The organism is Knoellia sp. Soil729 (assembly GCF_001427985.1).
Classification (GTDB): domain Bacteria; phylum Actinomycetota; class Actinomycetes; order Actinomycetales; family Dermatophilaceae; genus Knoellia.
On sequence record NZ_LMSA01000002.1, the window covers coordinates 1,258,996 to 1,283,336 of the forward strand.

Below are 24,341 nucleotides of genomic sequence, written 5' to 3' on the forward strand. Positions count from 1 at the left end.
CCGAGGTCGTCCACAGTGGGAGAGGCCGGGTCTGGCGGCTCTGCGCCGATGCGGCTTCGCTTCGTCGTATGACGTACACCCCCGACGCACTGCATCGCCTCTCCGACGAGTTCGACGGTGTCGCGACCCTCAGCGAGCTGGCCTCTGCCGGCGTGAGCCGCGCAACGCGACGCAGCCTGATCCGTTCGGGCCGCTGGCGACCCATCGGTGCCAAGGGAGTCGTTCTCCACACCGGACCGCTGATCGGGAGGCAGGCGTGGCGCGCGGCCCTCATCAGGGTGGGAGCCGGCGCTGCGCTCGGCGGGGTCACGGCGCTGCAGGCGGGCGGCCTCCAGGGTTTCGACGAACCCAGAACCCACATCTGGGTTCCGAAGAGCTGTGCCAAGGACCCCCGCGAGCTGCCTGACGACGTCGTCCTGCACGAGACGAGACGGTGGTCGGCCAAGGACTGCGTCGATGCGGGCATGCCTCGTTCCTCGCCGCCGGTCGCGACCATCCAGGCGGCGTTGTGGGCCGTCTCCGCCCGGCAGTCGGCGCTGTGCCTCGTGATGCCCGTCCAGCAGCGCCTCGTCCGCCCCGCGGATCTCGTGGCCGAGCTCGACCGGGTGCAACGACATGCCTTTCGCTCCATGCTGCGTGCCGTGGCGGGTGACCTCCTCGGAGGAGCCCAGTCGCTCAACGAGCTCGACTTCGCGATCGAGTGCCGGCGTCGGGGCCTCCCGGAGCCCACCAGGCAGCTGCCCCGCAGGCTCTCCTCGGGCAGGGTGGTCCTGGACGTCTTCTGGGACCGCTATGGCGTGTGCGTGGAGGTCAACGGTGCAGGTCACGACCAGGTGCTGGTCTCCTTGCGCGACGAGGTGCGCCTCACGGACCTCCAGGCGCAGGGCGATGCCGCCATCCCCCTGTCGGTGCTCACGCTGCGCGTGGACCCGGACCCGTTCTTCACGGCGCTCGCGGGGCTGCTGCGCAGTCGCGGCTGGCCGGGCTGAGGTGGGCGGACGGCATACGCACGGCTTTGACGTCCGCAAGTCTGGTCGCTCCCGCGACCAAGGTTGCGGACGTTGGGGAGGCGTGAGATGGGTACGGGCACTCATTCGGAAAGGTGCGGATGTCTCGGTAGGGTGCGTGACGGCATACGTGGAACTTCTTGACATGTCGAGGGGTCTGCGAGTGTGTGATCACCCACGGGGGGTGATGCATCGAGCGTGGGGGCCGGCAGGGACTCCCACGCGGTGTCATCCCACCACTGCGATGAGAGGACTCCGACCCATGACGGTCACCCATGAGCAGGCCGCGTGGTTCACCAAGACCTTCGAGGCGATGGTGAGCAACGTCGACAAGGCCGTGCTCGGCAAGGAGCACGTCATCCGGCTCGCCCTGACCTGCATGCTGTCGGAGGGACACCTCCTCCTCGAGGACTTCCCGGGGACCGGCAAGACCCAGCTCGCCCGCGCGGTGTCGAGTACGGTGCACGGCACCAACAGCCGCATCCAGTTCACCCCCGACCTCTTGCCGAGCGACGTCACCGGCGTGACGATCTACGACCCCAACACCAAGGTGTTCGAGTTCCACAAGGGCCCGATCTTCGCGACCATCGTCCTCGCCGACGAGATCAACCGCGCCTCACCCAAGACGCAGTCCGCGCTCCTCGAGGTCATGGAGGAGGGCAAGGTCACCGTCGACGGCACCCGCCACGAGGTCGGCGAGCCGTTCATGGTCATCGCCACCCAGAACCCCATCGAGCAGGCCGGCACCTACCGCCTGCCCGAGGCGCAGCTCGACCGCTTCCTCATGAAGACGACGCTGGGCTACCCCGACCACGAGGCGACCGTGCGCGTGCTGCGTGACGCCAAGACCCGCGACCGCACCAAGTCGCTGGAGCCGGTCGTCACCTCGCAGGTGGTCATCGACATGGCCGAGCTCGCGGACGAGGTCCACGTCGACGACGCGATCCTCGACTACGTCTCGCGCCTGGCCGAGGAGACCCGCCGCCACGTCAGCGTCCGCCTCGGGCTGTCGGTGCGTGGCTGCCTCGCCTTCGTCCGCTGCGCCAAGACCTGGGCCATCGGCCAGGGCCGCACCCACGTCATCCCCGACGACATCAAGATGCTCGCCCACCCGGTCCTCAACCACCGGCTCCTCGTGACCGCCGAGGCCCAGTTCGCCGGCATCAGCGTCGACCAGGTCATCGACCAGATCCTCGGTGAGGTGGCTCCGCCGACCGAGCGAGTCGCCTGACGATGGCCGATCCGCTGGGGCCCGACGACGAGTCGGCCACGATTCGCCGCTCCGACCTGCACACGGACACGTCGGCCGACGGGGACGCGTCCACCGACTCGACCGTCTCGCGCTCCTCGCTCAAGGTCCGGCCCGCGCAGAAGCAGCCGGGTCGGCAACGCTCGTCCGGCGCGACCGCCACCGCCACGGGTGGGTCGCGATGGCGCTCGCTGCTCGGCCTGCGCCACGGCGAGGACGACACCCAGGGGGTCCAGCGCAACCGCCCTCCCGTCGGCGGGAGCAGCCGGTCCACGCGGCGACGCGCCGAGCTACCCACGATCACCCTGCCCAGGGTGCAGATTCCCTCGGCCCTCACCCAGACCGGCGCGCGGATCCTCGACCTCACCGGCGACCGCATCCGGCCCCTGGCGCGCAGGGCCCAGCCCGTGTGGCGCCCGGTCCACCGGGCGCTCGCGTGGGTGTCCCCGCTCGGGTGGACGGTGCTGGCCCTCGGGCTGGTCACCTGGTTCTTCGCCAGCCGCTACGAGTGGACCGAGCTGGCGATGATCGCCGTCGCGTGTCTCGTGCTCTTCCTCGCGTGCGTCGCGCTCGCCCTCGGCCACGCCAAGGTCGAGATCCGCACCGACGTCGACCCCACCCGCGTCACCGTCGGTGACCCCGCCACCGGCCGCATCGAGGTCCGCAACCTCTCGGGCCGCGGCATGCTCCCGCTGCTCGTCGAGCTGCCCGTGGGTCGCTCCGCCGCACGCTTCACGCTGCCCGCGCTCGGCTCAGGCAAGTCCCACGAAGAGCTGTTCGTCGTGCCGACCGAGCGCCGCGGCGTCATCCAGGTCGGCCCGGCGACCACGGTCCACGGCGACCCGCTCGGACTGGTCCGCCGCACGATGGAGTGGACCGAGCGCAGCGAGCTGTTCGTCCACCCGGCGACGACCTCGCTCGAGCAGCTGGGTGCGGGCCTGCTGCGTGACCTCGAGGGTGAGGTGACGCCCGACCTGTCGATGTCGGACCTGGCCTTCCACGCCCTGCGCGAGTACCAGCCGGGCGATGACCGCCGCTACATCCACTGGCGCTCGAGCGCCAAGCACGGCCGCCTGCTCGTGCGCCAGTTCCTCGACACCCGCCGCTCCCACCTCGCCGTCGTCGTCGACACCACGCCCGACGTCTACACCGGTGAGGACGCGGCCGTCGAGCTCGCGATCTCGTGCGCCGCCTCGCTGGCCGTGCGCTCGATCCTCGACGAGCAGGACACGACGATGGTGTGCAACGACCAGCGCATCTCCCGCTCCACCGCGCCCCTCACCCTCGACACGTTCGCCCGCGCCAGCGTCGGTCCCGTCGACATCTTCGCCTCCACCGGCGACGCCGCGGCCCTCGCGCCCGACGCCAGCATCGCGATCCTCGTGACCGGCTCGCACCGACCCTTCATCCAGGTGCAGCGCGCGCTCGCCCAGTTCGAGGTCGAGGTCATCAAGGTCGCCCTCGTCATCGACCCCGACGCCCAGGTCGGCGTCCGCCGCGCGGGCGGCCTCACGATCCTCACGGTGCGTGAGCTGCCCGACCTCCGCCGCGTCCTCCTCAGCGGAGTGCTGGCATGAACACCCCACGAAGTTCTTCCGCCGCTGCGCTCCCCCAGATACTTCGCGGGGACCCCGTATGAGCGTCGACGCCACCGCCAGCCGGCGCGCCCGCCGGGACCGCGGCACAGCCGAGGCACCGGAGCGTCCTTCGATCTTCCGTATGCCGTCGCGCGACGTCGTCGTCGACCTCGCCTTCGCGCTCGCGCTCGTCACGATCGCCCTCGTCGGCTTCCGCACCGGCTTCCTCGGCTGGCAGTGGGTCGTGGCCGCGGCCGTGGGCGTCATCCTTGGCACGGCCGTCGCCCATGTCGCCGTCGTGCGGTCCTGGCCGCTGGTCCTCACCGCGCTCGTCCCCGTGGCCGTGCACTTCGTCCTCGGTGGTCCGGTCGCCGTGCGCGGCGACCTCGTCGCGGGGGTGCTCCCGAGCCCGGCCACCCTCAAGGACCTCGCCGTCACTCCGGTGACGGGCTGGAAGGAGTGGCTCACCCTGCTCCCGCCGGTCGATGCCCGAGGCCCCCTGGTCGCGCTGCCCTGGCTCACGGGGCTCGTCGGGTCCGCGGCGACCTACGGAGTGGCCCGGCGGTTCCCGAGCGTGGGCGGCGCCGCCGTTGCGCCGGTGGTCCTGCTCGTCGGCAGCATCGCCCTGGGCACCCAGCAGCCGGCGGCCAAGCTGGTCCAGGGGGTGCTCTTCGCCCTCGTGCTCATCCTCTGGCTCGTTGCCCGCGCCGCGCGCACCCGGCCCGCCCTCCAGAACGGTGCCGGCCGGCAGGCCCGCACCATCACCGGAATCGTCCTGCTCGTCGTCGCGGCCCTCGCCGGCTCGTTCCTCGGACAGTTCCTGCCCGGCACCGACGAGGGCTCCGCGCGCGCGGTGGTGCGCAGCGAGCTCACCCCGCCCTACGACGTCGCCCAGTTTCCGAGCCCGCTCGCCGGCTTCCGCAAGTACACCGAGCCGAACTCGGCCGAGCTCTACGACACCGAGATCCTCAAGGTCACCGGTCTTCCGGCAGGCACCCCGCTGCGCTTCGCGACCCTCGACAGCTACGACGGCCTGGTGTGGGGCGCCGCCGACCGCGCGAGCGACGGCACCCCCTTCCAGCAGGTGGGCTCGCGGATCGCGCCCCGCACCACCGGGAAGGACGTCCACGCCAGCGTGACCGTCCCCGACGGCGGCTACGACGGCGTCTGGCTGCCGATCGCCGGCTCGACGACTGGCGTGCACTTCACCGGCGTCCGCAGTGACGACCTCGCCGACGCCCTGTGGCTCAACACCTCCACCGAGACCGCAGTGGTGCCGGCGACCCTCGAGCCCGGCGACAGCTACAGCTTCGACGCCGTCCTCGACGAGACGAGCTGGTCCGCCAAGCTGCCTGCCGATCTCGACGTCGCCAGCGGCGGGCAGACGGTCCAGGACACGAGCTTCCTCGACGCCAGGCTCGATGCATGGACCGGCCAAGCAGGAAGCCCGTGGGAGAAGCTCGTGGCCATCGCGAAGACCATGACCCAGGACGGCGCCTACACCGACGGGGGCACCCCCAACTCCTACGAGAAGGTCTACCTCCCCGGTCACGCGCTCAGTCGCCTCAGCCGCTTCGTCGGCTCCACCCAGCTCGCCGGCAACGACGAGCAGTACGCCGCCACCCTCGCGCTCGCCGGCAACCGCCTCGGGATCCCGACCCGCGTCGTCATGGGCGCGATCCCGCAGTCCGGTGGGAGCGTCGAGGGCAAGGACGTCCATGCCTGGGTCGAGGTCCAGGAGAGCAACGGTCGCTGGCACGCCCTCCTCCCGTCGACCTTCCTGCCCGACCGCAACAAGAAGCCCAACGAGCAGCAGCTCAAGTCCGAGGAGCAGAAGGTCGGCGCCCAGGTGCCACCACCCGCAGGGGTCAACCCGCCGTCGGTGCTGCAGGGGCCGGACCAGGCGCAGAACGCCACGGACATCAAGAAGAAGAAGCGCAACCCGCTCGACATCGGCGCCTGGCCGCTGTGGCTCCAGCTCCTCGTCCTCGCGCTGCTGCTGCCGATCCTGCTGCTGCTCCTCGTCCATGCGCTCATCCGCTGGCTGAAGCGCCGCCGGCGCCGGATGCACGCCACCACCGGTCCGACCCCGTCGCGTGCAGCCTGGGTGTGGCGCGACCTCGTCACCGATGCGCGCAGCCTGGGCCTTGACGTTCCGCGAGCGGCGACCCGCCTCGAGCAGGCCCGGGCCTTCCCGGAGGGCGTGGCTGCCGAACCCATCGCGACCGGCGCCGACACCGCCGTCTTCGGCCCGGGTGAGCCCGATGCCGACCTCGCCACGACCCTGCTGGCCGACGCCGACACCGTTCGCGGCCAGCTGCGGGGCTCCGTGACGAGCTGGCGCCGGCTGCGCGCCGACCTCGACCTGCGCCCACTCCTCGAACGGGACGGGCAGCACCGCCGCGCGACCCCCCGGAGCCTGTCCCTGCCCTCGATGCGCCGCACCCGGGGCGCCGAAGGATCGCTGTGAACCTGTTCGGCCGACCGAGCTCCACCAGCCCCGGCCAGCGCTCGTCGCGTGCCACGCGAGGTGCCCGGCCCGGGCCAGGGGCCTCCCAGGACGCCGGCGGACGAGCACGTGCCCGGATCGCATCCACCCTCGTGGTGACCCTCGCGGCGGCGACGCTGGGGTACGCCGCCGTGACCAGCCAGGGCGCCACCGTCCACGAGGCCGACGTGGGCGACGGAGGCGTGTGGATCACCTCCGACGTGCAGGCGAAGTTCGGCCGGCTCAACAAGGCGGCGGCCCAGCTCGATGCCGGCGTGGCCGCCGACGTGGCGCCCGGCGCGGGTATCGACGTGCTCCAGGACGGGGCGGCGGTCATCGCCTGGGCCAAGGCGACCGCCCAGCTCACGCCGATCGACGTGCGCACGGCACAGTTCCGCGAGGAGACGGCGACCGCCCCGACCGTGCCCTCACGCGAACCCGGCCGGATCCCGCCCACCGTTGTGGACCTGCGTGGCGGCACGGTTGCCGCGGTCGACCCTGCAACCGGCAAGGTCTGGGCCCAGCGGGTCGACACCAGTGAGGGCATCGACGACCTCTCGGGGCTGGGCACCGGCGCCAAGCCGCTGGCCACCGTCGGCGCCGACGCCGTGCTGGCCGTCGGCGAGGACGGCGCCGTCCACGTCGCCTCGGGCGCCAAGGGCACGGTCACGACGATCCGCCCGTCGGACGCGGGCTTCGCCAAGCCGGTTCGCGAGGCCGGCGTCAAGGGCACCCTCCTGCAGGTGACGGCCCTGGGCCCGTCGTGGGCGGTCTACGACCCCGAGCACGACGCCGTGCACAGCAGCGGTCACCTCGAGGGGACGCCCGCCGGCTTTGCGCCCACCGAGGGCGAGAGAGCGTATGCCGCGGTGCAGCTCCCCGGGCCCACCTCCGATGCCGTGGCCGTCTCCGGCGGGAACGGCCTGCACCTGGTGAAGCTCGGTGGCGGAACCTCGAGCGGCGGCATCGAGGTCTCCGAGCAGATGAACCGCAGCGGTGACGTGCCGCTTCCCGCGCGTCCCGTGGTGCTGCGCGGCTGCGTCCACGGTGCGTGGTCCGAGCCGGGCAAGGTCTTCTACGGCGTGAACTGCGGCCGCGAGCAGCCCGTCCCCACCGGCACCATCGACAACGTCGCCGAGACACCCCTGCGCGACGGGACCGCGTTCCGGCTCAACCGAGAGGTCCTGGTCCTCAACGACCTCGACAACGGCAGCGCCTGGGACGTGCAGAACGACCGGCAGAAGATCGACAACTGGGACGCGCTCATCCCGCCGCCGCAGCGCGACGACGACAACAAGAAGAAGGACAAGAACCTCGTCGATGACGCGGTCGCCCAGCAGCCGCCGACCGCGAAGCCGGACGACCTCACCGTCCGCGCCGGGCGGACGAGCAAGCTGCACGTCCTCGACAACGACACCGACGCCGCCGGCTCCGTCCTCGCGATCGACCCGCGCGACGTGAGTGCGACCTCGAACCCCGACATCCGCCCGTCCGTCTCGGCGGACGGCCAGAGCATCGACGTGGTGGTCCCGGCCGGGACGACCGCGCCCTTCCAGTTCAGCTATCTCGTGGGCAACGGCAAGGTCAAGGCCAAGGCGCGTGCCACGGTCAAGGTCACCATCGCCCCGGAGTCGACCAACAACGCCCCCTTCCTGCGCGAGGGGCAGGCGAAGCTGGCGAGGACGGCATACCCCGTCCTGGCCGGCAAACGCCTCGCGGTGCCCGTCATCGCGGACTGGCGCGACCCGGAGTCCGACCCGGTCCTCGCCGCGGTCAGCGGCGACTCCCTGAGCATCGACGGCCAGGGACGTCTCGCCTACCTGGCGCCGCCCACGGCCGGCAAGACCGCGATCGAGTACGTCGCCGAGGACGGGCGTGGCGGACGCACCAAGGGATCGGTGCCCGTCGAGGTCATCGCGCTCACCGAGACGCGCGCCCGCCCGCCGGTGACCCAGCCAGACGTGATTCGCGGCATCGTGGGCAAGTCCCTGCAGCTCGAGCCCCTGGGCAACGACATCGCCGGGGCCGACCCGGGTGATCCGGACGACCGGATGCACCTCGCGGGTGACATCCGGGCGACCGGTGCCCTCGCCATCGACACCAACCTCGACACCGGCGTCGTCACGGTGACGCCGACCGCAGCGGGCAGTGTCGAGCTCTCGTATGCCGCGCAGGTGGGTGGCGGGGTGGCGCCCGGCCGGATCCGCGTGGACGCCATCAAGGCGGCCGACCCGGACGCGCCGCCCGTCGCCGTCGGTGACACCGCGACGCTGCGCGACCAGTCGCCCACCCTGGTCGACCCCCTCGCCAACGACTACAGCCCCCGTGCCGACGTGCTCGTCACCCAGGCGGCGTCCGGGGCGACGAGCGAGGACTCGTGGCTGCAGGCCTCGATCTACCAGGGGCGCTGGATCCGCGTCGTCTCCCTCGAGCCCGCAGGTGCGGCCTCCGACGCGAGCCGCCGCGGGACGATCCGCTACACGGTGAGCGACGGCGCCAGGACGGCCTCCGGCGAGGTGAGCGTCACTCAGAAGCCGGCGCTCGACCTCAACCCCGTCGTCGAGGACGACACCGCGGTCGTGCGCGAGGGCGACACGGTCGCGGTGTCGGTCCTCGACAACGACACCATGGCCGACGGCATCCCGCTGCGGATCGACCCCAACAGCGTGAAGGTGCTCGGCAAGGACGCGCAGCAGTCAGCATTCGCCTCCGGCAACGTCATCCGGTTCGTGCCGTGGGCGAAGGACGTCACGACCGAGCAGCTCGTGACGGTCGAGTACGCCGCCTATCCCGAAGGTATGCCGGAGCGCGCCCAGACCGGACGGATCACCATCCGCGTCACTCCACTCCCGAGCACGGCCAGCCCCAACCAGGTTCCGGTGGCGAGAAGCTTCTCGTCGTCGGTGACCGCGGGCGACCCCATCACGATCACGGTCCCGACCTCCGGCGTCGACCCGGACGGCGACACCGTCGGAGTCACCGGTGTCGTCGGCACCGACGGCGGCCCTGTCGAGCTGACCCTCGGACGGGTCGTGTCCACGGGTCCGTCGACGATCCGCTACGAGTCCTTCCCCACGTCCTCGGGCACCGAGGTCATCCACTACGAGGTCGTCGACCGCTTCGGAGCGGTGAGCCGGGCCTTCGTGCGCGTGGGCGTCGTCGCTCCCGGTGACGCGCAACCGCCGGTGGCCATCGCAGACACGGTGACCGCGGCACCGGGCAAGACGGTCACGGTCCCCGTCACGGCCAACGACCTCATCGCCCGCGGCGACACGGTCGAGCTCGAGTACGAGGCGCTGAACCCGCCGTCCGAGAAGTCCCAGTGGAAGGTCGACGAGGACGAGCAGACGGTCTCCACGACCGTGCCCAAGGAGGGCGCGGCGGTCCACGACTTCACCTACGGCATCACCAACGGCGTCTTCGACCCCTCCCGTGCCAGCCTGCTCGTGCGTGGCCAGAAGGACTGGGTCAACCCGCCGACCCCCAACGACGACGTGGCCAAGCCCAAGGGCGGGGAGGTCACGACCACCGTCGACGCCCTGGCCAACGACACCGACATCGACTCCGACCCTGCCACGCTGCGGATCGTCGAGGTGCTCTCGCCGAACGCCACCATCGTGGGCTCCAAGGTCGACGTGACCATCCTCGACCATCCCTATGCGGCTCCCTACGTCATCGAGGACGAGGACGGCGCGCGGGCCATGGCCGTCATCCACGTCCCGCGTGGCACGGGCGGCACCCCGTTCGTCGTCGAGGGCGCGCTCATCGAGATGGACCAGGACGCGAGCAGGACGGTCAGGCTGGGGGACTACGTGAAGTCCCCGCAGGGCCACACCCTGGGCATCACCTCCGCGAGCACCATCTCGACCGCACCGTCGAGCAGGCTCGCCATGACGTCCGACAGCGACGGCACCCTCACGCTGACGTCGTCGGGTGGCTACGTCGGCCCGGCGTCGGTGATGTTCCAGGTGACCGACCAGATGACCGACGACCAGAAGGACGTCCACACGGCCTACGTGTCGGTCCCCGTCCAGATCGGCGCCAGGGTCCCCTTGCTGCGGTGCCCGGCATCGGCCGTGACCGTCCTCGCCGGAGGCCTGGCCCGCACCCTCGACATCCCCACCCTGTGCCGTGCCTGGCTGCCCGTGGGCATGACCATGGAGGACGTGACGTTCACGTCCGACTGGGAGCAGGACGCCCCGGACGCGGACCTCCGGCGCAGCGGCACGGGGTCGCGCGTCGTGACGCTGTCCGCCGGTGACCGGGCCAGGTCCGGCAAGGGGGTCCTGCGCATCGGTGTCCGGGGCTCCGACGTGACCGGCAAGGTCAACGTCACCGTCGTGGGCAAGCCCTCCGAATCCGACCAGGCCTCGGTGACCGACCCGATGGCCAACATGCCACCGCCACGTCTGCGCCCCATCACGATCAACGGCCTCAAGGAGGGTGAGAGCCAGCAGGTCGACGTCCGCTCCTACCTGGACTCCCCGCTCCAGGACGCCAGGTGCTCCGTGGACGCCGCATCGGTGACGAGCGGGACGAGCCTCACCGTGACGCGCAGCGGCTGCACGGTCACCGTGGCCGCCGGCGAGAAGCCGAGCCCGACGGGCCGGATCTCGATCAGCGTGTCCGACGCCCCGGGCCGCGTGGCCACGGGTGCCGTCAACGTCACCATGCTCGGGCGCCCTGGAGCTCCCACTGCCGTTGCGGCCCAGGCCGACCGTGACGCCGGTGGCCGCGCGCGGGTCAGCTGGAACGCTCCGGCATACGACGGCGGTGCGCCGATCCGCACCTACACCGCGACGTGGACCGGCGGCTCGACAGGCACCCAGGAGTGCTCGGCCTCGCCGTGCACCATCGCGGGCCTCATCAACGGCAAGGACTACGTCTTCACGGTCACCGCGACCAACATCGTCGGCGAGAGCGACCCCGGTGGTCCGAGCAATCCCGCCCGCCCGGACACCAAGCCCGGGCCCGTCACCGGGGTGACGATGGTCAGTCGCGGTGACGGCTCGTTGACTCTCCGGTGGGCCGCCCCCGAGAACAAGGGATCGGCCGTGTCCAAGTACGTCCTGCGGCTTCTCCCCACCGCCGGTGGGACGCCACGCACGGCCGAGGTCGCGGCGCCCGCGCTCTCGACGACCGTGACCGGGCTCAACAACATGAGCCAGTACAGCGTCGAGGCGCAGGCCTGTAACGAGGCCGGGCCGGGCCCGTTCGGTCCGGGCACGACGATGCAGTCGGCCGGCACGCCTCCTGCACCGGGCGGCTTCACGGCGACTCCTGACGGGCCGGGAGCCAACAAGGACCTTGCGGCGATCACGCTGACCTGGAGCATGACGAGCCCCAACGGGCCGCCGATGAAGCACTACACGGTCAAGCGTCGCGTCAACGGTGGGCCCTGGTCCACGCTCAGGACGGTCCCGGCCTCGACCACGCGGACGAACGACCAGGTCCGCTACGACGGCCGCACGTACGACTATGTCGTCACCGCGACCAACGGTGCCGACCTCACCTCGCCGGACTCGGCCGTGCAGTCGTTCACCTCGATCGGCATCCCGTCGACCCCCTCGGTGACGGCCTCCACCCCCAGCAACGACGAGAGGGTGCGGCTCGTCGTCTCACTCGGCCAGCCCCGCGCCGGGAGCTTCCGGTCCGTGAGGTGGAGCTCGTCCAACGGAGAGTCGGGGACGTACTCCTGCGGCACCTGCCCCTCCGGAAGCCAGGTGAGCATCCCGACGACCCAGCTGAGGACGACGCAGCAGACGTTCACCGTGACGACCCACAACGGCACGCGTTCCTCGAACCCCTCGGCGCGATCCAACGCGGTCACGCCCTACGGCAAGACCCCGACACCGGTGGACAACGGTGGGTCCACCTCGGCCAAGACCGTCACCTTCAACTGGAGCCTGCCGACCAACGGTCGGCCGATCACCGGTGTGCGGATCAGTGGCGACAAGTCCTACGACGGTGCTGACATCCGCAGCACCTCGGTGACGGCCGGCAACTACTCGCAGGACGTCACGATCCGGATCGTGGCCGTCTCGGCAGGAGGCGACTCGTCAGCCCTCACCATGACCCGCCGCACCGCTGACCCACCGGCCCCCCAGGTCACGAACGTCCGGCAGTCGTCCCAGCTCTACACCGCGACGACCCCGGGCTCGATCGGCCAGTGCGCTCCCGGCGGCCGAGGGTGTCCCAAGGTGGTCTTCGACTTCCAGGACTTCAACACGGGGCCCGCGACCTACGAGTGCCAGTCGGAGAAGTTCGGGAACGTGGGGCCCTACAACTGGCAGGTCTCCTCGCCCTCCGGCACCGTGACCGGCTACTGCCTCTATGGCGAGGGTGTCGGACGGGTGCGCATCGTCGCGACCCAGGGCGGGCGAACCATCACCTCTGCCTGGGCTCCGTGGCCGAACTACTGATGGTCAGGCACCCGTTCCTCCGTCGAGGCGGGGACTTCTCCCCATCCCGATCAGCGTGTGCGCGTGGGAGGATGCGTGCGATGGAAGGGGAGGCTCACTCGCGCGGGTGAGTGGGGGACGTCATGACACGCACATCACGCCGAGACGGGGGCGCAGCACGGGGACGTCGCGGGGTCGCTTCCGTCGGCGTCGTCGCCGTCGCTGCCTCCCTGCTCGCGTATGCCGCGGTGACCAGTGCGGGCACGACGGTCCACGACGCCGACGTGGGGGACGGCGGTGTCTGGGTCTCGTCCTCCGCGCAGGCGAAGTTCGGCCGGCTCAACACCCAGGCCCGTCAGCTCGACGCAGGGGTGTCGACGGCGCTCGCGGACGGTTCCAGGGTCGACGTCCTCCAGGACGGCGCGGCGGTGGTCGGCATGGCCACCGGCAACACCCTCCTGCCCATCGACGTGAGGACCTCGACCTCCGTCGAGTCCGGCGCCTCCGCCCCCGTCCCGCCGCCCGCCGACGACGGCACCTTCACACCCTCGACGGTGGACCTGCGTGGAGGCACCATCGCCACCGTGGACCCCAGGACCGGCAAGGTCTGGGCCCAGCGGGTCGACACCGAGGACGGCATCGAGTCGCTGCAGGACATCGGTGCCTCGGCCAAGCCGCTGGCCACCATCGGCGGTCGCGCCGCCCTGGCGGTCGACCTCGCCGGCAACGTCATCGCGGCCTCCGGCGCGACCGGTCGCGTGGTGACGATCGCGCCGCGGGGCACGGAGATGGCCAAGCCGGTCACCATCACCACCAGCGTGCGCGCCGCCCATCTCGACGTCACGGCGGTGGGTGACACCTGGGTGCTCTACGACCCGGTGAAGGACGAGCTCCACGTCGAAGGACGGGACGAGCCGGTCAGCGCGGGGGCAGCGCTCGGTGACGGTCCGGCATACGCCGCCCTGCAGCAGCCCGGCCCGGAAGCCGACACGGTGGTTCTCGCCAACATCGCGGCCGCCCGCCCGATCCGCCTCAGTGGGGGCGACGGCGTCGGCGGGGTCGAGGTCCAGGACCAGGCCAACCGCTCCGTCGACCCACCGCTGGTCACCCGGCCGGTGGTGCTGCGCGGGTGCCTCCACGCGGCGTGGGCCGAGACCGGCAACGTCTTCTACGGAGCCAACTGTGGCCGCAGCAGTGCGGTGGCCGCAGGCACCTTGCCCGGCAGCGGCACGGGCGTGGTGCGCGACGGTGTCGCGCTGCGGGTCAACCGCGGCAACATCGTCCTCAACCAGCTCGACACCGGGGACGTGTGGGACCTCGACTCGACCAAGCAGAAGATCGACAACTGGGATGCCCTCATCCCGCCGGCCAAGAAGGACGACGACAACGACAAGAAGGACGAGAACCTCGTCGACGACCAGCAGGTGAGCCAGCCGCCCAAGGCGATGCCGGACTCCCTGCGGGTGCGACCCGGGCGGACGAGCAAGATCCACCCGCTCGACAACGACACCGACGTCAAGGGCTCGATCCTCGCCATCGACCCGAAGGACCTCACGGCGCCGAGCGCCTCCGACGTGACGGCCACCGTCTCCAGCGACGGGCAGACCGTCGACGTCAACGTGCCCGCCAAGCCCTCCGCCTCGACGATCACGTTCTCCTACAAGGTGAGCAACGGCAAGGCCAAGGAGAAGACCTCCGCGCGGATCACGCTCTCCGTCGTCGGAGAGGAGGTCAACACCCCGCCCCGGCTGCGCCAGGGTCAGGCCGAGCTCGCCAGGACGACCTACCCCGTGGTCTCCGGGGGACGCGTCGCCGCCTCGGTCGTCGGTGACTGGCGCGACGGCGAGAGCGACCCGCTCACCGTGGACGCGGTCGACCCCACCACCGTCATCGACGGCCAGAACCGCGTCGGCATCACGGCCCCGGTCAAGCCCGGCCCGGCCTCGGTCGCCTACGCGATCAACGACGGCCGGCAGAGCACCAAGGGCGAGGTCAACCTCACGGTGCTCGACCTCGCCCAGCCCAACGCGGTGCCGCCCAAGACGCAGCCCGACGTCGTGCGCGCCGTCCTCGGCAAGCCGGTGCAGCTCGAGCCGCTGGGCAACGACATCCCCGGTGCCGACCCCGGCGACCCCGACGCGCGCCTCCGGCTGGCCGGCGAGGTGGCGCAGTCCGGTCCTCTCGACGTCGACACCAACCTCACCACCGGGGTCGTCACGGTCACCCCGAACGGGCTCGGCACGACCGAGCTGGCCTACGCCGCGCAGTCCGGTGGCACCGTGTCGCCCGGGCGCATCCGGATCGACGTCGTCGAGCCCGCGGACCCCGAGGCCCCGCCGGTGGCCGTGCCCGACAGTGCGACCCTGCGGGACCAGTCGCCCACGATGGTCGACGTCCTCGCCAACGACTACAGCCCCCGCGCCGATGTCGTCGTCACCCAGAGCGCCGGCGTCGACGCCGACAGCTCCTGGCTGCGCCCGACGGTCTACCAGGGCCGATGGGTGCGGATCGAGGCCCTCGAGCCCTCGCCGGTCAGCGGGGCGGGCAACCGTCAGGGCACCGTCCGCTACACGATCAGCGACGGCACGCGGCGCGCGACGGGCCAGATCAGCGTCGTGCAGCGGCCACCCCTCCCGGGGGCGGCGCCGACCGTCGAGGACGACCGGGCGACGGTGCGCGAGGGCGACAGCGTCTCGGTGGGGGTGCTCGACAACGACACGATGGCCGACGGCATCCCCCTCGTGCTCGACCCGGCCAGCGTCAAGGTTCTCAGCGGCGGGCAGAAGCGCGCGTTCGCGTCGGGCAACCTCATCCGCTACGTCCCCGAGCTGACCGGCCTGACCGCGCCCAAGGACGTCGTCATCGAGTACGCCGCGTATGCCGAGGGCTCGCCCGAGCGTGCCAAGACCGGTCGTCTCACGGTCACCGTCAAGCCCCTGCCGACGACGGCGACCCCGAACCAGGCGCCGGTCGCCCGCAGCTTCGCCGGGTCGGTGACTGCCGGCGAGTCCGTCACCCTGACGATCCCGTCGACGGGGGTGGACCCCGACGGTGACACCGTGACGATGCGCGGCATCGTGGGCAAGGACGCGGAGGCCCTCGACCTCAGGTTCGGTCGCGTGGTCTCGGTCGGTCCGTCGACCATCCGCTACGAGGGCTATCCCGATGCCGCGGGAACGGAGCTGATCCGCTACGAGGTGCAGGACCGGTTCGGCGCCTCGAGCCAGGCCTTCGTGCGCGTCGGCGTGGTCCGCCCGGGTGACCCGCAGGCCCCCGTCGCCGTCGAGGACGAGGTCGTGGCCGCGCCCGGCAAGCGCGTCACCGCCCACGTCCTGCGCAACGACCTCATCGCCCGTGGCGACGCCGTTCGCCTGGAGCACAAGGACCTCAACCCTGCCGACGTGGAGCGCCAGTGGAAGGTCGACGAGGACGCCAGCACGGTCAGCACGGTCGTGCCCGAGCCGGAGGCGCCCACCCACCAGTTCGTCTATGGCATCGACAACGGCATCTTCGACCCGTCCCGCACCACGGTGCTCGTGCGCGGGCAGAAGGGCTACGTCAACCCGCCGATCGCGCAGGACGACGTCGCCAAGGCCGTCCCGGGGGAGTCGACCTCGCTCGTGGACGTCCTCGCCAACGACACCGACATCGACTCCGACCCGGCCACCCTGAGGATCGTCGACGTCCTCTCGCCGCAGGGCACGGTCGAGAACGGCAAGGTGCGGGTCACGCTGCTCGACCACCCGCAGACCGTGCCCTACGTGATCGAGGACGTCGACCGTGCGCGTGCCCTCGCCCTGATCTACGTGCCCGCCGGTGACAACGGCGCACCCTTCGTCGTCGAGGGCACGCTCATCGAGATGGACAAGGACTCGACCAGGACCGTCGCGCTGGCCGACCACGTGAAGTCACCGCGCGGCAAGGCTCTGGCCATCACCGCGGCGGCCACCGTCTCCGCCTCGCCCGGGGAGTCGGTCTCGGCCCGGGCCAACGGTCGCGACAAGGTCACCCTCACCTCGCGTGGTGGCTACATCGGACCGGCAGCACTCATGCTCGAGGTGAGCGACCAGCAGAGCGCCGACGACAAGGATGTGCGCACGGCCTACGTGTCGATCCCCGTGCAGGTGGGTCCCAAGGTGCCGCTGCTGCGTTGCCCCGGCGCCCCGCTCGTGCTCGCCGCCGGTGGCCGAGCGCGCGAGGTCGACATCCCGACCTACTGCCGCGCGTGGCTGCCCGTCGGCATGAACCTCGACGAGGTCCGGTTCGAGGCGAGGTGGGACCCCCAGCCGCGCGACGCCGACCTCGAGCAGAGCCAGACCGGTGGGCGGCTCGTGACGCTGAGTGCGGGTGACCGGGCGCCCACGGGCACCGGCTCCATCACGGTCACCTCACCCGGTATGCCGTCCGTGAAGTTCCCCGTGCGCGTGCTCGGACGTCCCGGGGACGACGACACCGCTGCGGCAGCGGCTGCTGCCGCCGCCGAAGCTGCGGGCCAGGCGGGCGCCGCTGCCGTGGGCATGCCCAGGATGCGACCGATCCGCGTCGACGGCCTCAACGAGGGCGAGTCCGAGTCCGTCGACGTCAGTCGCTACCTCGACTCCCCGCTGAAGAAGCCTGCGTGCTCCATCATGGCTGCCGCCCTCGAGAGCGGCACCGGCATCGAGGTGTCCCGCAGCGGCTGCACGCTGACCCTGCGCGCGACTTCTCAGCCGAGTCCCAACGCGACCATCTCGCTGCTCGTCTCGGACGGGCCCGGGCGCCAGGCGGCCGGTCGCGTGACGGTGACGATGCGCGGCAGGCCAATCGCCCCGACCGGCGTGAGCGCGATCGCCGACCGCATCGCCGGCGGCCAGGCGCGCGTCTCCTGGACGGCACCGGCATACGACGGTGGAGTGACGATCTCGCACTACACCGTGCGGGGCGGCGCGAGCCCGAGGCGGTGCACGTCGTCGCCGTGCACCATCACCGGCCTCACCAATGGCAAGGACTACACGTTCACTGTCACGGCCAGCAACGCGATCGGCGACAGCCCGGCGAGCAAGCCGAGCAACATCGTGCAGCCCGACACCAAGCCCGAGGCGACCCCCGGCGTCCGCATGGTCTCGCGCGGTGACGGCACCCTCAACATCGCGTGGTCGCCCGCCCCCAACAAGGGCTCGGCCATCACCAAGTACGTCGTCCGGCTCATCCCGACCGGCTCGGGGGCGACGCCGCGCACCGTCCAGGCGGCCGGCGGCGCCACCAGCGCGACGGCTGGCGGACTCGACAACAACACGCCCTACTCCGTCGCGGTCCAGGGGTGGAACAAGGCGGGAGCCGGGCCGTTCGGACCCGCGGTCGAGATGCAGTCCGCGGGCACGCCGCCGGCCGTCACCGGAGTGGCGGGTTCGACGCGAGGTGCGGGTGCGGCATACGACTCCGAGTCGATCTCGGTCAGCTGGAACCAGCAGACCAACCCCAACGGGCCGCCGCTGAAGCACTACACGGTCTACCGCAACGTCGACGGTGGCGCCTGGTCGCGGATCGGGCAGGTCGGGGCCCAGACCCGCACGCTCGCCGACACCATCCCCTATGACGGTCGGCGCTACGGCTACACGGTCACGGCGACCAACGGCGCGGACCTCGAGTCACCCAAGGGCACCCCGTGGACCTACACCTCGGTCGGCGTCCCCTCCGACCCGCGGGTGAGCGCCGAGACCCCTCGTGCCGACAAGAGTGTGGTCGTCCACGTGCAGGTGGGCCGGCCGCGCGCGGGCGCGTTCCAGGCGATCCGCTGGCGGGGCGGCGGCAAGTCGGGAACCTACGCGTGCGGCTGCTCTCCCGACACGACCGTGACGTTCTCCCTGCCCACCATGGGGATCGACCCGCTGACGGTCAAGGTCCGGACGGTCAACACCGGCGGCATGCAGTCCAGTGAGGCGACGAGCAACCAGGTCCACCCCTACGGCGACACGCTGGCGCCGGTGAACCTCAGGGCATCGGTGAGCGGTCGCACCATTACGTGGACGTGGGACCTCCGCACCAACGGTCGAGCGATCGACCAGGTCGAGATCCGGACGTTCGACGGGCGGGGTTGGCGCGCGCCGGACAACCGGCAGAGCCACAGCCAAACCTTCGGCTATTCGGAGACCCACAAGCTGGAGGTGCGGGCGCACGCGACACCCACCGGCTGGAGCGCTGCGGCGGGGCCGCGCGAGGCCACGACCGAGTCACGGCCGAGGACGATCACCGACACCTGGTCCAAGAAGGGTTGTTCCGGGCCGAACGGCCAGCCATGCGTGGCCTTCTCCGTGGCCGGATTCGAACCGGGGACCTACGACGTGGTCTTCAACCACAGTTCCGAGCCGGGCGACTTCGACACCCGGACCGACCTCCGCGTGGGGTCGGACGGGACCGGAACGTGGGCCGGGGAGTTCTGGGTCAAGCGATACGGGACGGATCTCGCCATCAGGTTCAACGGGCCGGGAGCTGCGTTCACACTGCACACCCGCTGGTGACGCCGCATGGCCGCGTGGCTGGGGCCGACGCTGGCCTCAGTCGATGACGGCGAGGATGTCGCCCTCCTGGACGACGTCACCGACCTCGACCTTGACCTCGGAGACGGTGCCGGCGAGCTCGGTGAGGACGGGAATCTCCATCTTCATCGACTCGAGCAGCGCGATCTCGGTGCCCACCTCGACGGTGTCGCCCGGGTGGACGGCGATGGAGAGGACGTTGGCGACGAGGTCGGAGACGACGTGGTGCGACATAGGTCGAACGGTATCCACTACGCATCGGTAACCTCGCCTCCCGCTGGGCCGTGACGGCGCAGGTATGCCGTCCGCCCACGTCTCAGGGCCCGTTCGCGCGTTCGTCACGTGCGTGCCTCGCCGTTACTGTGGAATGTCGGACCACCCCTGCCAGAAGGACTTCCCATGCACTGCCGCTCCTGCGGAGCCGACCTGCCCGACCGCGCCGAGTACTGCCCACGGTGCGGCGCGCGGGTCGAGCTGGGCTCCGTCCTGGGCGTGGGGACCGACCTGCCGCCGATGCCGCCCCGGGAGGAAGCCGACGAGCCGACAGACCTCAGCCAGACGAGGGAGCTCCCGCGTGTGGCCGGGACGGCGGTCCCGGTTGCCGCTGGGGCCCAGGCGTCGCCACCGCCGGGGGCGCCCCAGCCTTCCGGGCCCCTCGACGAGGAGGACCCCAAGGGGTCCGGTCACTCCCGCGGGAGCATCCTGGCCATGGTCGCCACCTTCGTCGTGCTGACCCTCATCGGGACCTTCGCCCTGACGCGCCTCGTCGGTTCCGACGACCCGCAGCCGTCGGCGACTGCTGGGGCGCCGACGACCAGCCAGTCCACCAGCGGGTCGGGGCAGCCCTCACCGACCCCGTCGAGCACGAGCGCATCCACGCCGGCGCCCTCGACTGCCACCCCATCGGGGACTCCCTCAGCGTCGGCCAGTGCCACCACCGCCATTCCCGCGGGTGCCCGGCGCTGCTCCACGAGCGGGAGCGACGCCGTGGCCACGGCCTACGCCGGCACGGAGCGGACCTCGTGCGAGTTCGCCGCGGCCGTGCGAGAGGCCTACCGCTCCGCCGGGACGCCGGACGGTGCGACGACCCTGCGCGCCTACAGCCCGGTGACCAAGAAGTGGTACTCCCTCTCGTGCGACGGCGGCGAACCCGTCACGTGCACCTCGACGACCAACGCCGTCGTCCTCCTCGCCCCCTGAGCAGTCGAGAGTAGACAGAATCCCGCCTCCACCCAGTGGAAGCGGGATTCTGTCTACTCTCGACGAGGTGGGGAAGCGAGGGGTCAGCGCTCCTCGGTGCCGGCGATGAACGCCTCGAGCTTCTGGCGACCCAGGTCGTCGGGACGCTGCTCCGGCGGGGACTTCATCAGGTAGGACGAGGCGGACAGCAGGGCGCCACCGACACCACGGTCCTTGGCGATCTTCGCCGCACGGATGGCGTCGATGATGATGCCGGCCGAGTTGGGGGAGTCCCACACCTCGAGCTTGTACTCGAGGTTCAGCGGCACGTCACCGAAGGCGCGACCCTCGAGGCGCACGTAGGCCCACTTGCGGTCGTCGAGCCACGCGACGTAGTCGGAGGGGCCGATGTGCACGTTGCGGCTGTCGGTCAGGCCGGCGAGCGAGCCCGTGAGGTTCGACGTGACGGCCTGCGTCTTGGAGACCTTCTTGGACTCGAGGCGCTCGCGCTCGAGCATGTTCTTGAAGTCCATGTTGCCGCCGACGTTGAGCTGGTAGGTCCGGTCGAGCGTGACGCCACGGTCCTCGAACAGCTTGGCCATGACGCGGTGCGTGATGGTCGCACCGACCTGGGACTTGATGTCGTCACCGATGACGGGCACGCCCGCGTCCTCGAACTTCTTGGCCCACTCGGGGTCCGAGGCGATGAAGACGGGCAGGGCGTTGACGAAGGCGACCTTGGCGTCGATGGCGCACTGCGCATAGAACTTGTCGGCCTGCTCGGAGCCCACGGGGAGGTAGGAGACGAGCACGTCGACCCTGGCGTCCTTGAGGACCTGGACGACGTCGACCGGCTCGGCCGCCGACTGCTCGATGGTCTGGGCGTAGTACTTGCCGATGCCGTCGAGGGTGTGGCCGCGCTGGACCTCGATGCCCGTGGTGGGCACGTCGGCGATCTTGATGGTGTTGTTCTCGGAGGCGTTGATGGCCTCGGCGAGGTCCTTGCCGACCTTCTTGTCGTCGACGTCGAACGCCGCGACGAACTCGACGTCGCCGACGTGGTACTCGCCGAACTCGACGTGCATCAGTCCGGGAACCGACGCGGTGGCGTCAGCGTCCTTGTAGTACTCGACTCCCTGCACGAGGCTGCTCGCACAGTTGCCGACGCCGACGATGGCGACGCGAATCGAACCCATGATGGTGTTCTCCTTCTTCAGTGGTGGCCGTCAACCGGCGTATGCCGTGTGGCGCGGTGGATCTGTCTGGCTGGGTGGTCGGTGGTGGGCACTAGGGCTGCGGGCCCGGGTCGTCGGGGTGGCGACGTTCGGCGTCGATGAGCTCGGTGAGCCACCGGACCTCGCGCTCGGTGCGGTCCTCGCCGTGACGCTGCAGGGCCGCGGTCCACGAGTCCATGCGCTCACGGCTCCGGCTGGAGTTGGCGCGCACGGTCTCGAGCTGCTCCTCCACGCGCGAGCGCCTGCCCTCGAGGATGCGCAGCCGGACGTCGGCCTCGGTGCGGGCGAAGAACGCCAGACGCACGCCGAAGCCGTCGTCCTCGTAGGCCGCCGTGTCGATGCGCCGGGCGGAGTCCTCGAAGGCCTCCTTGCCAGCGGCGGTGATCTCGTAGACGATCCGGTTGCGCCCAGACGGCTTGGCGCTCGTCGCTTGCCAACGCGGCGCTGCCGACTGGGCGATGAGCCCGCGGTCGAGCAGGCCGGAGAGGGCGGGGTAGAGCGTGCCGTAGGACAGAGCCCGGAACGCACCGAGGGCCTCGTTGAGCCGCTGGCGCAGCTGGTAGCCGTGGGCCGGGCCCTCGTGCAGCAGGCCGAGGAGGGCGAAGTCGAGCAGCTCGGATCGCTTGCTCATGCTGCCCCGCCTCCTGCTCGCGCCGTGGAACCCGAAGTGACAAACTCGGACCTTGTCAACCCGACAGTACCCCACAGCTATATCGCCCCGATACATCTGTTGCCCGACTTATTGCCCGTTTGGCACGATCCGCGGCCCGCGAACGGTCGCTGGGAGCTGGCCAAACGGGCAATAAGTCGGGGGTGGGGGGCGGGGGTCAGCGGGCGAGGAGTCTCGCGAGTGCCTTGGGCTGGGTGTACATCGGCCAGTGGCCGGAGTCGATGTCGACGAGGTCGAGCTTGTCGATCCGGGCCAGCTCGGGCGTGTCCCCGCCCTCGATCCACTCCCTGGCCTGCTCGGGCGAGAACTCCGGGCACACGAGAACGGCCGGCACGGCATACCGGCGTTCGTCCCGCAGGTGCACGACTCCACGGCTCACGCCCACCGGCACGGGCACCATGTCCTGCTCGATCGCGGCCTTGAGCTCGTCTGAGATGTCGTCGCTGTCCGGTCCCTCGAACCTGGCCCAGCCCGGGAAGCCCATGAGCCCGTCGACGGGCTCGAAGTAGTCGGCGTACGCCTGTGCGTCCTCCTCGGGGAAGGCGCCGATGAAGACGACGCGAGCCACCCTGTCCGGGCGTGCGTCCGCAGCCAGCCATGCCAGCGTGCAGGCCGCCGAGTGACCGACGACGACCGCGCGGTCGGGTGACGCGTCGACCTCTGCCAGCACTGCGGTCACCTGGTCGGCGAGAGTGGCGTCCACGTCGCCGTCACCCTGCCCGGGCAGCGCGACAGGGACGGCCGAGTGTCCGAGGGCGGCCAGCTCGGCCACGACCTGGTCCCAGGCCGAGGGTCGCAGCCACAGTCCGCCGATGAGGACGATGCGCATTGCGGTGTCTCCTTGTTGGTGGGTGGGGGGTACGCCCACCGTAGGAGGTGTTGCGGACGGACCACTTCCGGAATGCCGTGCGCTCTGGAAGGTTGGTCGGCATGCGTTTCGAGCCCGCCGAGATGAGCGCGACCGCGCGCGTGCTGAGCACCCTGCAGGTCCTGCAGGACCGCCCGGGCGTCACGGCCGCCGAGCTCTCGAGGCGCCTGGGGGTCACCGAGCGGGCGACGAGGCGACACATCGCGATCCTGCGTGAGGCCGGCATACCGGTTCTCTCGACGCGTGGTCCCTACGGCGGCTACAGGCTCGGGCGCGGCGCCGCTCTCGCGCCGGTGGTCTTCACCGAGGCCGAGGCGCTCAGCCTGGTCATGGCCGTCATCGACAGCCACCCCAGCGCTGCGGCCGTGACGAGTGATGACGACGCCGTGGGATCGGCGCTGGACAAGGTGGTCCGCGCCTTGCCCCGCGCTGCCGGACGGGAGGCCGCAGCCCTGCGCGAGCATGCCTGTGCCACGCCCGACCGGCACCCCAGCAGACCGGACCCCGCGACGACGAGCGCCCTCGTCGCCGCGAGCGCGGGTCGCCGTCAGGTGCGCATCACCTACGTGAGCGAGTCGGGGTCGACGTGGCCGGACGTCGCGGACCCGTGGGCGGTCGTCGTGAGGCACTCACGCTGGTACCTCCTGTGCCGCTCGCACCGCGCCGACGCGGTGCGGACCTACCGCATCGACCGCATCCGGGAGGTGGTCGAGCTGGAGGAGCCGTTCGAGCCACCACCGGGCCTGGACCCGGTCAGCTCGCTCGAGGAGCACCTCGGCGTCGGCTGGGAGTTCGCCACTCGCGTCGTCATCGAGGCCTCGGTGGAGGAGGCGCAGCGCTGGGTGCACCCGGCCATGGGAGCCCTCACACGGCATACGCACGGGTGTGTCCTCGTGGGCAGCACGAGCAACCCGGCGATGTACGCCCGGGAGTGGCTCGCACGGATCCCGCTGCCGTTCCGGGTCGAGGGCGGCGCGGAGCTCGTGGGCACGACGCGCACCCTCGCAGTGCAGCTCTCGGCCGCCGTGGCGCCTCCCGCCCCAGCCGGGGAGGACCTTTCCTGAACGTTGCTCTCAGGTTTCTGGCGGCATACTGGATCAGGCGTCCGCTGCCCGCACGGGTGGACTGCGCCCCGTCCGCACCGTCTTTTCC

At 71.2% G+C, this 24,341-nt stretch carries 12 protein-coding genes; 8 read left to right on the plus strand and 4 right to left on the minus strand.

Annotated elements, in window-relative coordinates:
* Positions 1–68: 68 nt before the first annotated feature.
* From ASG74_RS10955 to ASG74_RS10980, 6 genes are all read left to right on the plus strand, one after another.
* On the plus strand, positions 69–989 hold the full coding sequence (locus tag ASG74_RS10955; RefSeq protein ID WP_056142742.1) for a hypothetical protein: 921 nt from the start codon (positions 69–71) through the stop codon (positions 987–989).
* A gap of 280 nt (positions 990–1,269) precedes the next feature.
* The gene (locus ASG74_RS10960; RefSeq protein WP_056142745.1) at positions 1,270–2,238 is read left to right on the plus strand and encodes an AAA family ATPase; all 969 of its coding nucleotides are present in this window, start codon (positions 1,270–1,272) and stop codon (positions 2,236–2,238) included.
* 2 nt (positions 2,239–2,240) lie between these two features.
* Complete coding sequence (locus ASG74_RS10965) at positions 2,241–3,833, plus strand: DUF58 domain-containing protein (protein WP_056142748.1); 1,593 nt, start codon at positions 2,241–2,243, stop codon at positions 3,831–3,833.
* 58 nt (positions 3,834–3,891) lie between these two features.
* Positions 3,892–6,303, plus strand: a complete 2,412-nt coding sequence (locus ASG74_RS10970) for a transglutaminase family protein (RefSeq protein ID WP_056142750.1) — start codon at positions 3,892–3,894, stop codon at positions 6,301–6,303.
* 131 nt (positions 6,304–6,434) lie between these two features.
* Positions 6,435–12,743: a fibronectin type III domain-containing protein gene (locus ASG74_RS10975; RefSeq protein WP_082569705.1), complete on the plus strand. Its 6,309-nt coding sequence runs from the start codon at positions 6,435–6,437 to the stop codon at positions 12,741–12,743.
* A gap of 122 nt (positions 12,744–12,865) precedes the next feature.
* A complete protein-coding gene (locus ASG74_RS10980) occupies positions 12,866–19,219 on the plus strand; it encodes an Ig-like domain-containing protein (RefSeq protein WP_056142759.1) in 6,354 nt (2,117 codons plus the stop codon).
* A gap of 36 nt (positions 19,220–19,255) precedes the next feature.
* Here ASG74_RS10980 and ASG74_RS10985 read toward each other — a convergent pair whose 3' ends face one another.
* Positions 19,256–19,471 (minus strand): biotin/lipoyl-binding carrier protein, encoded by a 216-nt coding sequence (locus tag ASG74_RS10985; RefSeq protein WP_056142761.1) that lies wholly within the window; start codon positions 19,469–19,471, stop codon positions 19,256–19,258.
* Between the two features lie 165 nt (positions 19,472–19,636).
* Between ASG74_RS10985 and ASG74_RS10990 the strand changes: the two genes are divergently transcribed.
* Positions 19,637–20,437, plus strand: a complete 801-nt coding sequence (locus ASG74_RS10990; RefSeq protein WP_056142763.1) for a zinc ribbon domain-containing protein — start codon at positions 19,637–19,639, stop codon at positions 20,435–20,437.
* Positions 20,438–20,520: 83 nt separating this feature from the next.
* Here ASG74_RS10990 and ASG74_RS10995 read toward each other — a convergent pair whose 3' ends face one another.
* The 3 genes from ASG74_RS10995 to ASG74_RS11005 form a co-directional block, all read right to left on the minus strand.
* Positions 20,521–21,612, minus strand: a complete 1,092-nt coding sequence (locus tag ASG74_RS10995; RefSeq protein ID WP_056142766.1) for an inositol-3-phosphate synthase — start codon at positions 21,610–21,612, stop codon at positions 20,521–20,523.
* Positions 21,613–21,703: 91 nt separating this feature from the next.
* Positions 21,704–22,282 (minus strand): PadR family transcriptional regulator, encoded by a 579-nt coding sequence (locus ASG74_RS11000; protein WP_056142770.1) that lies wholly within the window; start codon positions 22,280–22,282, stop codon positions 21,704–21,706.
* A gap of 196 nt (positions 22,283–22,478) precedes the next feature.
* Positions 22,479–23,150, minus strand: a complete 672-nt coding sequence (locus ASG74_RS11005) for an alpha/beta fold hydrolase (RefSeq protein WP_056142772.1) — start codon at positions 23,148–23,150, stop codon at positions 22,479–22,481.
* A 101-nt stretch (positions 23,151–23,251) separates the two neighbouring features.
* On the opposite strand from ASG74_RS11005, the gene ASG74_RS11010 reads away from it, so the two are divergent.
* Positions 23,252–24,253, plus strand: coding sequence for a helix-turn-helix transcriptional regulator (locus ASG74_RS11010; protein ID WP_056142776.1), 1,002 nt, complete (start codon positions 23,252–23,254; stop codon positions 24,251–24,253).
* Positions 24,254–24,341 lie beyond the last annotated feature (88 nt).

Excerpts from the sequence above, each read along its gene's own strand:
- ASG74_RS10955 (WP_056142742.1), top strand. The coding sequence starts at position 69 with ATGACGTACACCCCCGACGCACTGCATCGCCTCTCCGACGAGTTCGAC.
- ASG74_RS10960 (WP_056142745.1), top strand. The coding sequence starts at position 1,270 with ATGACGGTCACCCATGAGCAGGCCGCGTGGTTCACCAAGACCTTCGAG.
- ASG74_RS10965 (WP_056142748.1), top strand. The coding sequence starts at position 2,241 with ATGGCCGATCCGCTGGGGCCCGACGACGAGTCGGCCACGATTCGCCGC.
- ASG74_RS10970 (WP_056142750.1), top strand. The coding sequence starts at position 3,892 with ATGAGCGTCGACGCCACCGCCAGCCGGCGCGCCCGCCGGGACCGCGGC.
- ASG74_RS10980 (WP_056142759.1), top strand. The coding sequence starts at position 12,866 with ATGACACGCACATCACGCCGAGACGGGGGCGCAGCACGGGGACGTCGC.
- ASG74_RS10985 (WP_056142761.1), bottom strand. The coding sequence starts at position 19,471 with ATGTCGCACCACGTCGTCTCCGACCTCGTCGCCAACGTCCTCTCCATC.
- ASG74_RS10990 (WP_056142763.1), top strand. The coding sequence starts at position 19,637 with ATGCACTGCCGCTCCTGCGGAGCCGACCTGCCCGACCGCGCCGAGTAC.
- ASG74_RS10995 (WP_056142766.1), bottom strand. The coding sequence starts at position 21,612 with ATGGGTTCGATTCGCGTCGCCATCGTCGGCGTCGGCAACTGTGCGAGC.
- ASG74_RS11000 (WP_056142770.1), bottom strand. The coding sequence starts at position 22,282 with ATGAGCAAGCGATCCGAGCTGCTCGACTTCGCCCTCCTCGGCCTGCTG.
- ASG74_RS11005 (WP_056142772.1), bottom strand. The coding sequence starts at position 23,150 with ATGCGCATCGTCCTCATCGGCGGACTGTGGCTGCGACCCTCGGCCTGG.
- ASG74_RS11010 (WP_056142776.1), top strand. The coding sequence starts at position 23,252 with ATGCGTTTCGAGCCCGCCGAGATGAGCGCGACCGCGCGCGTGCTGAGC.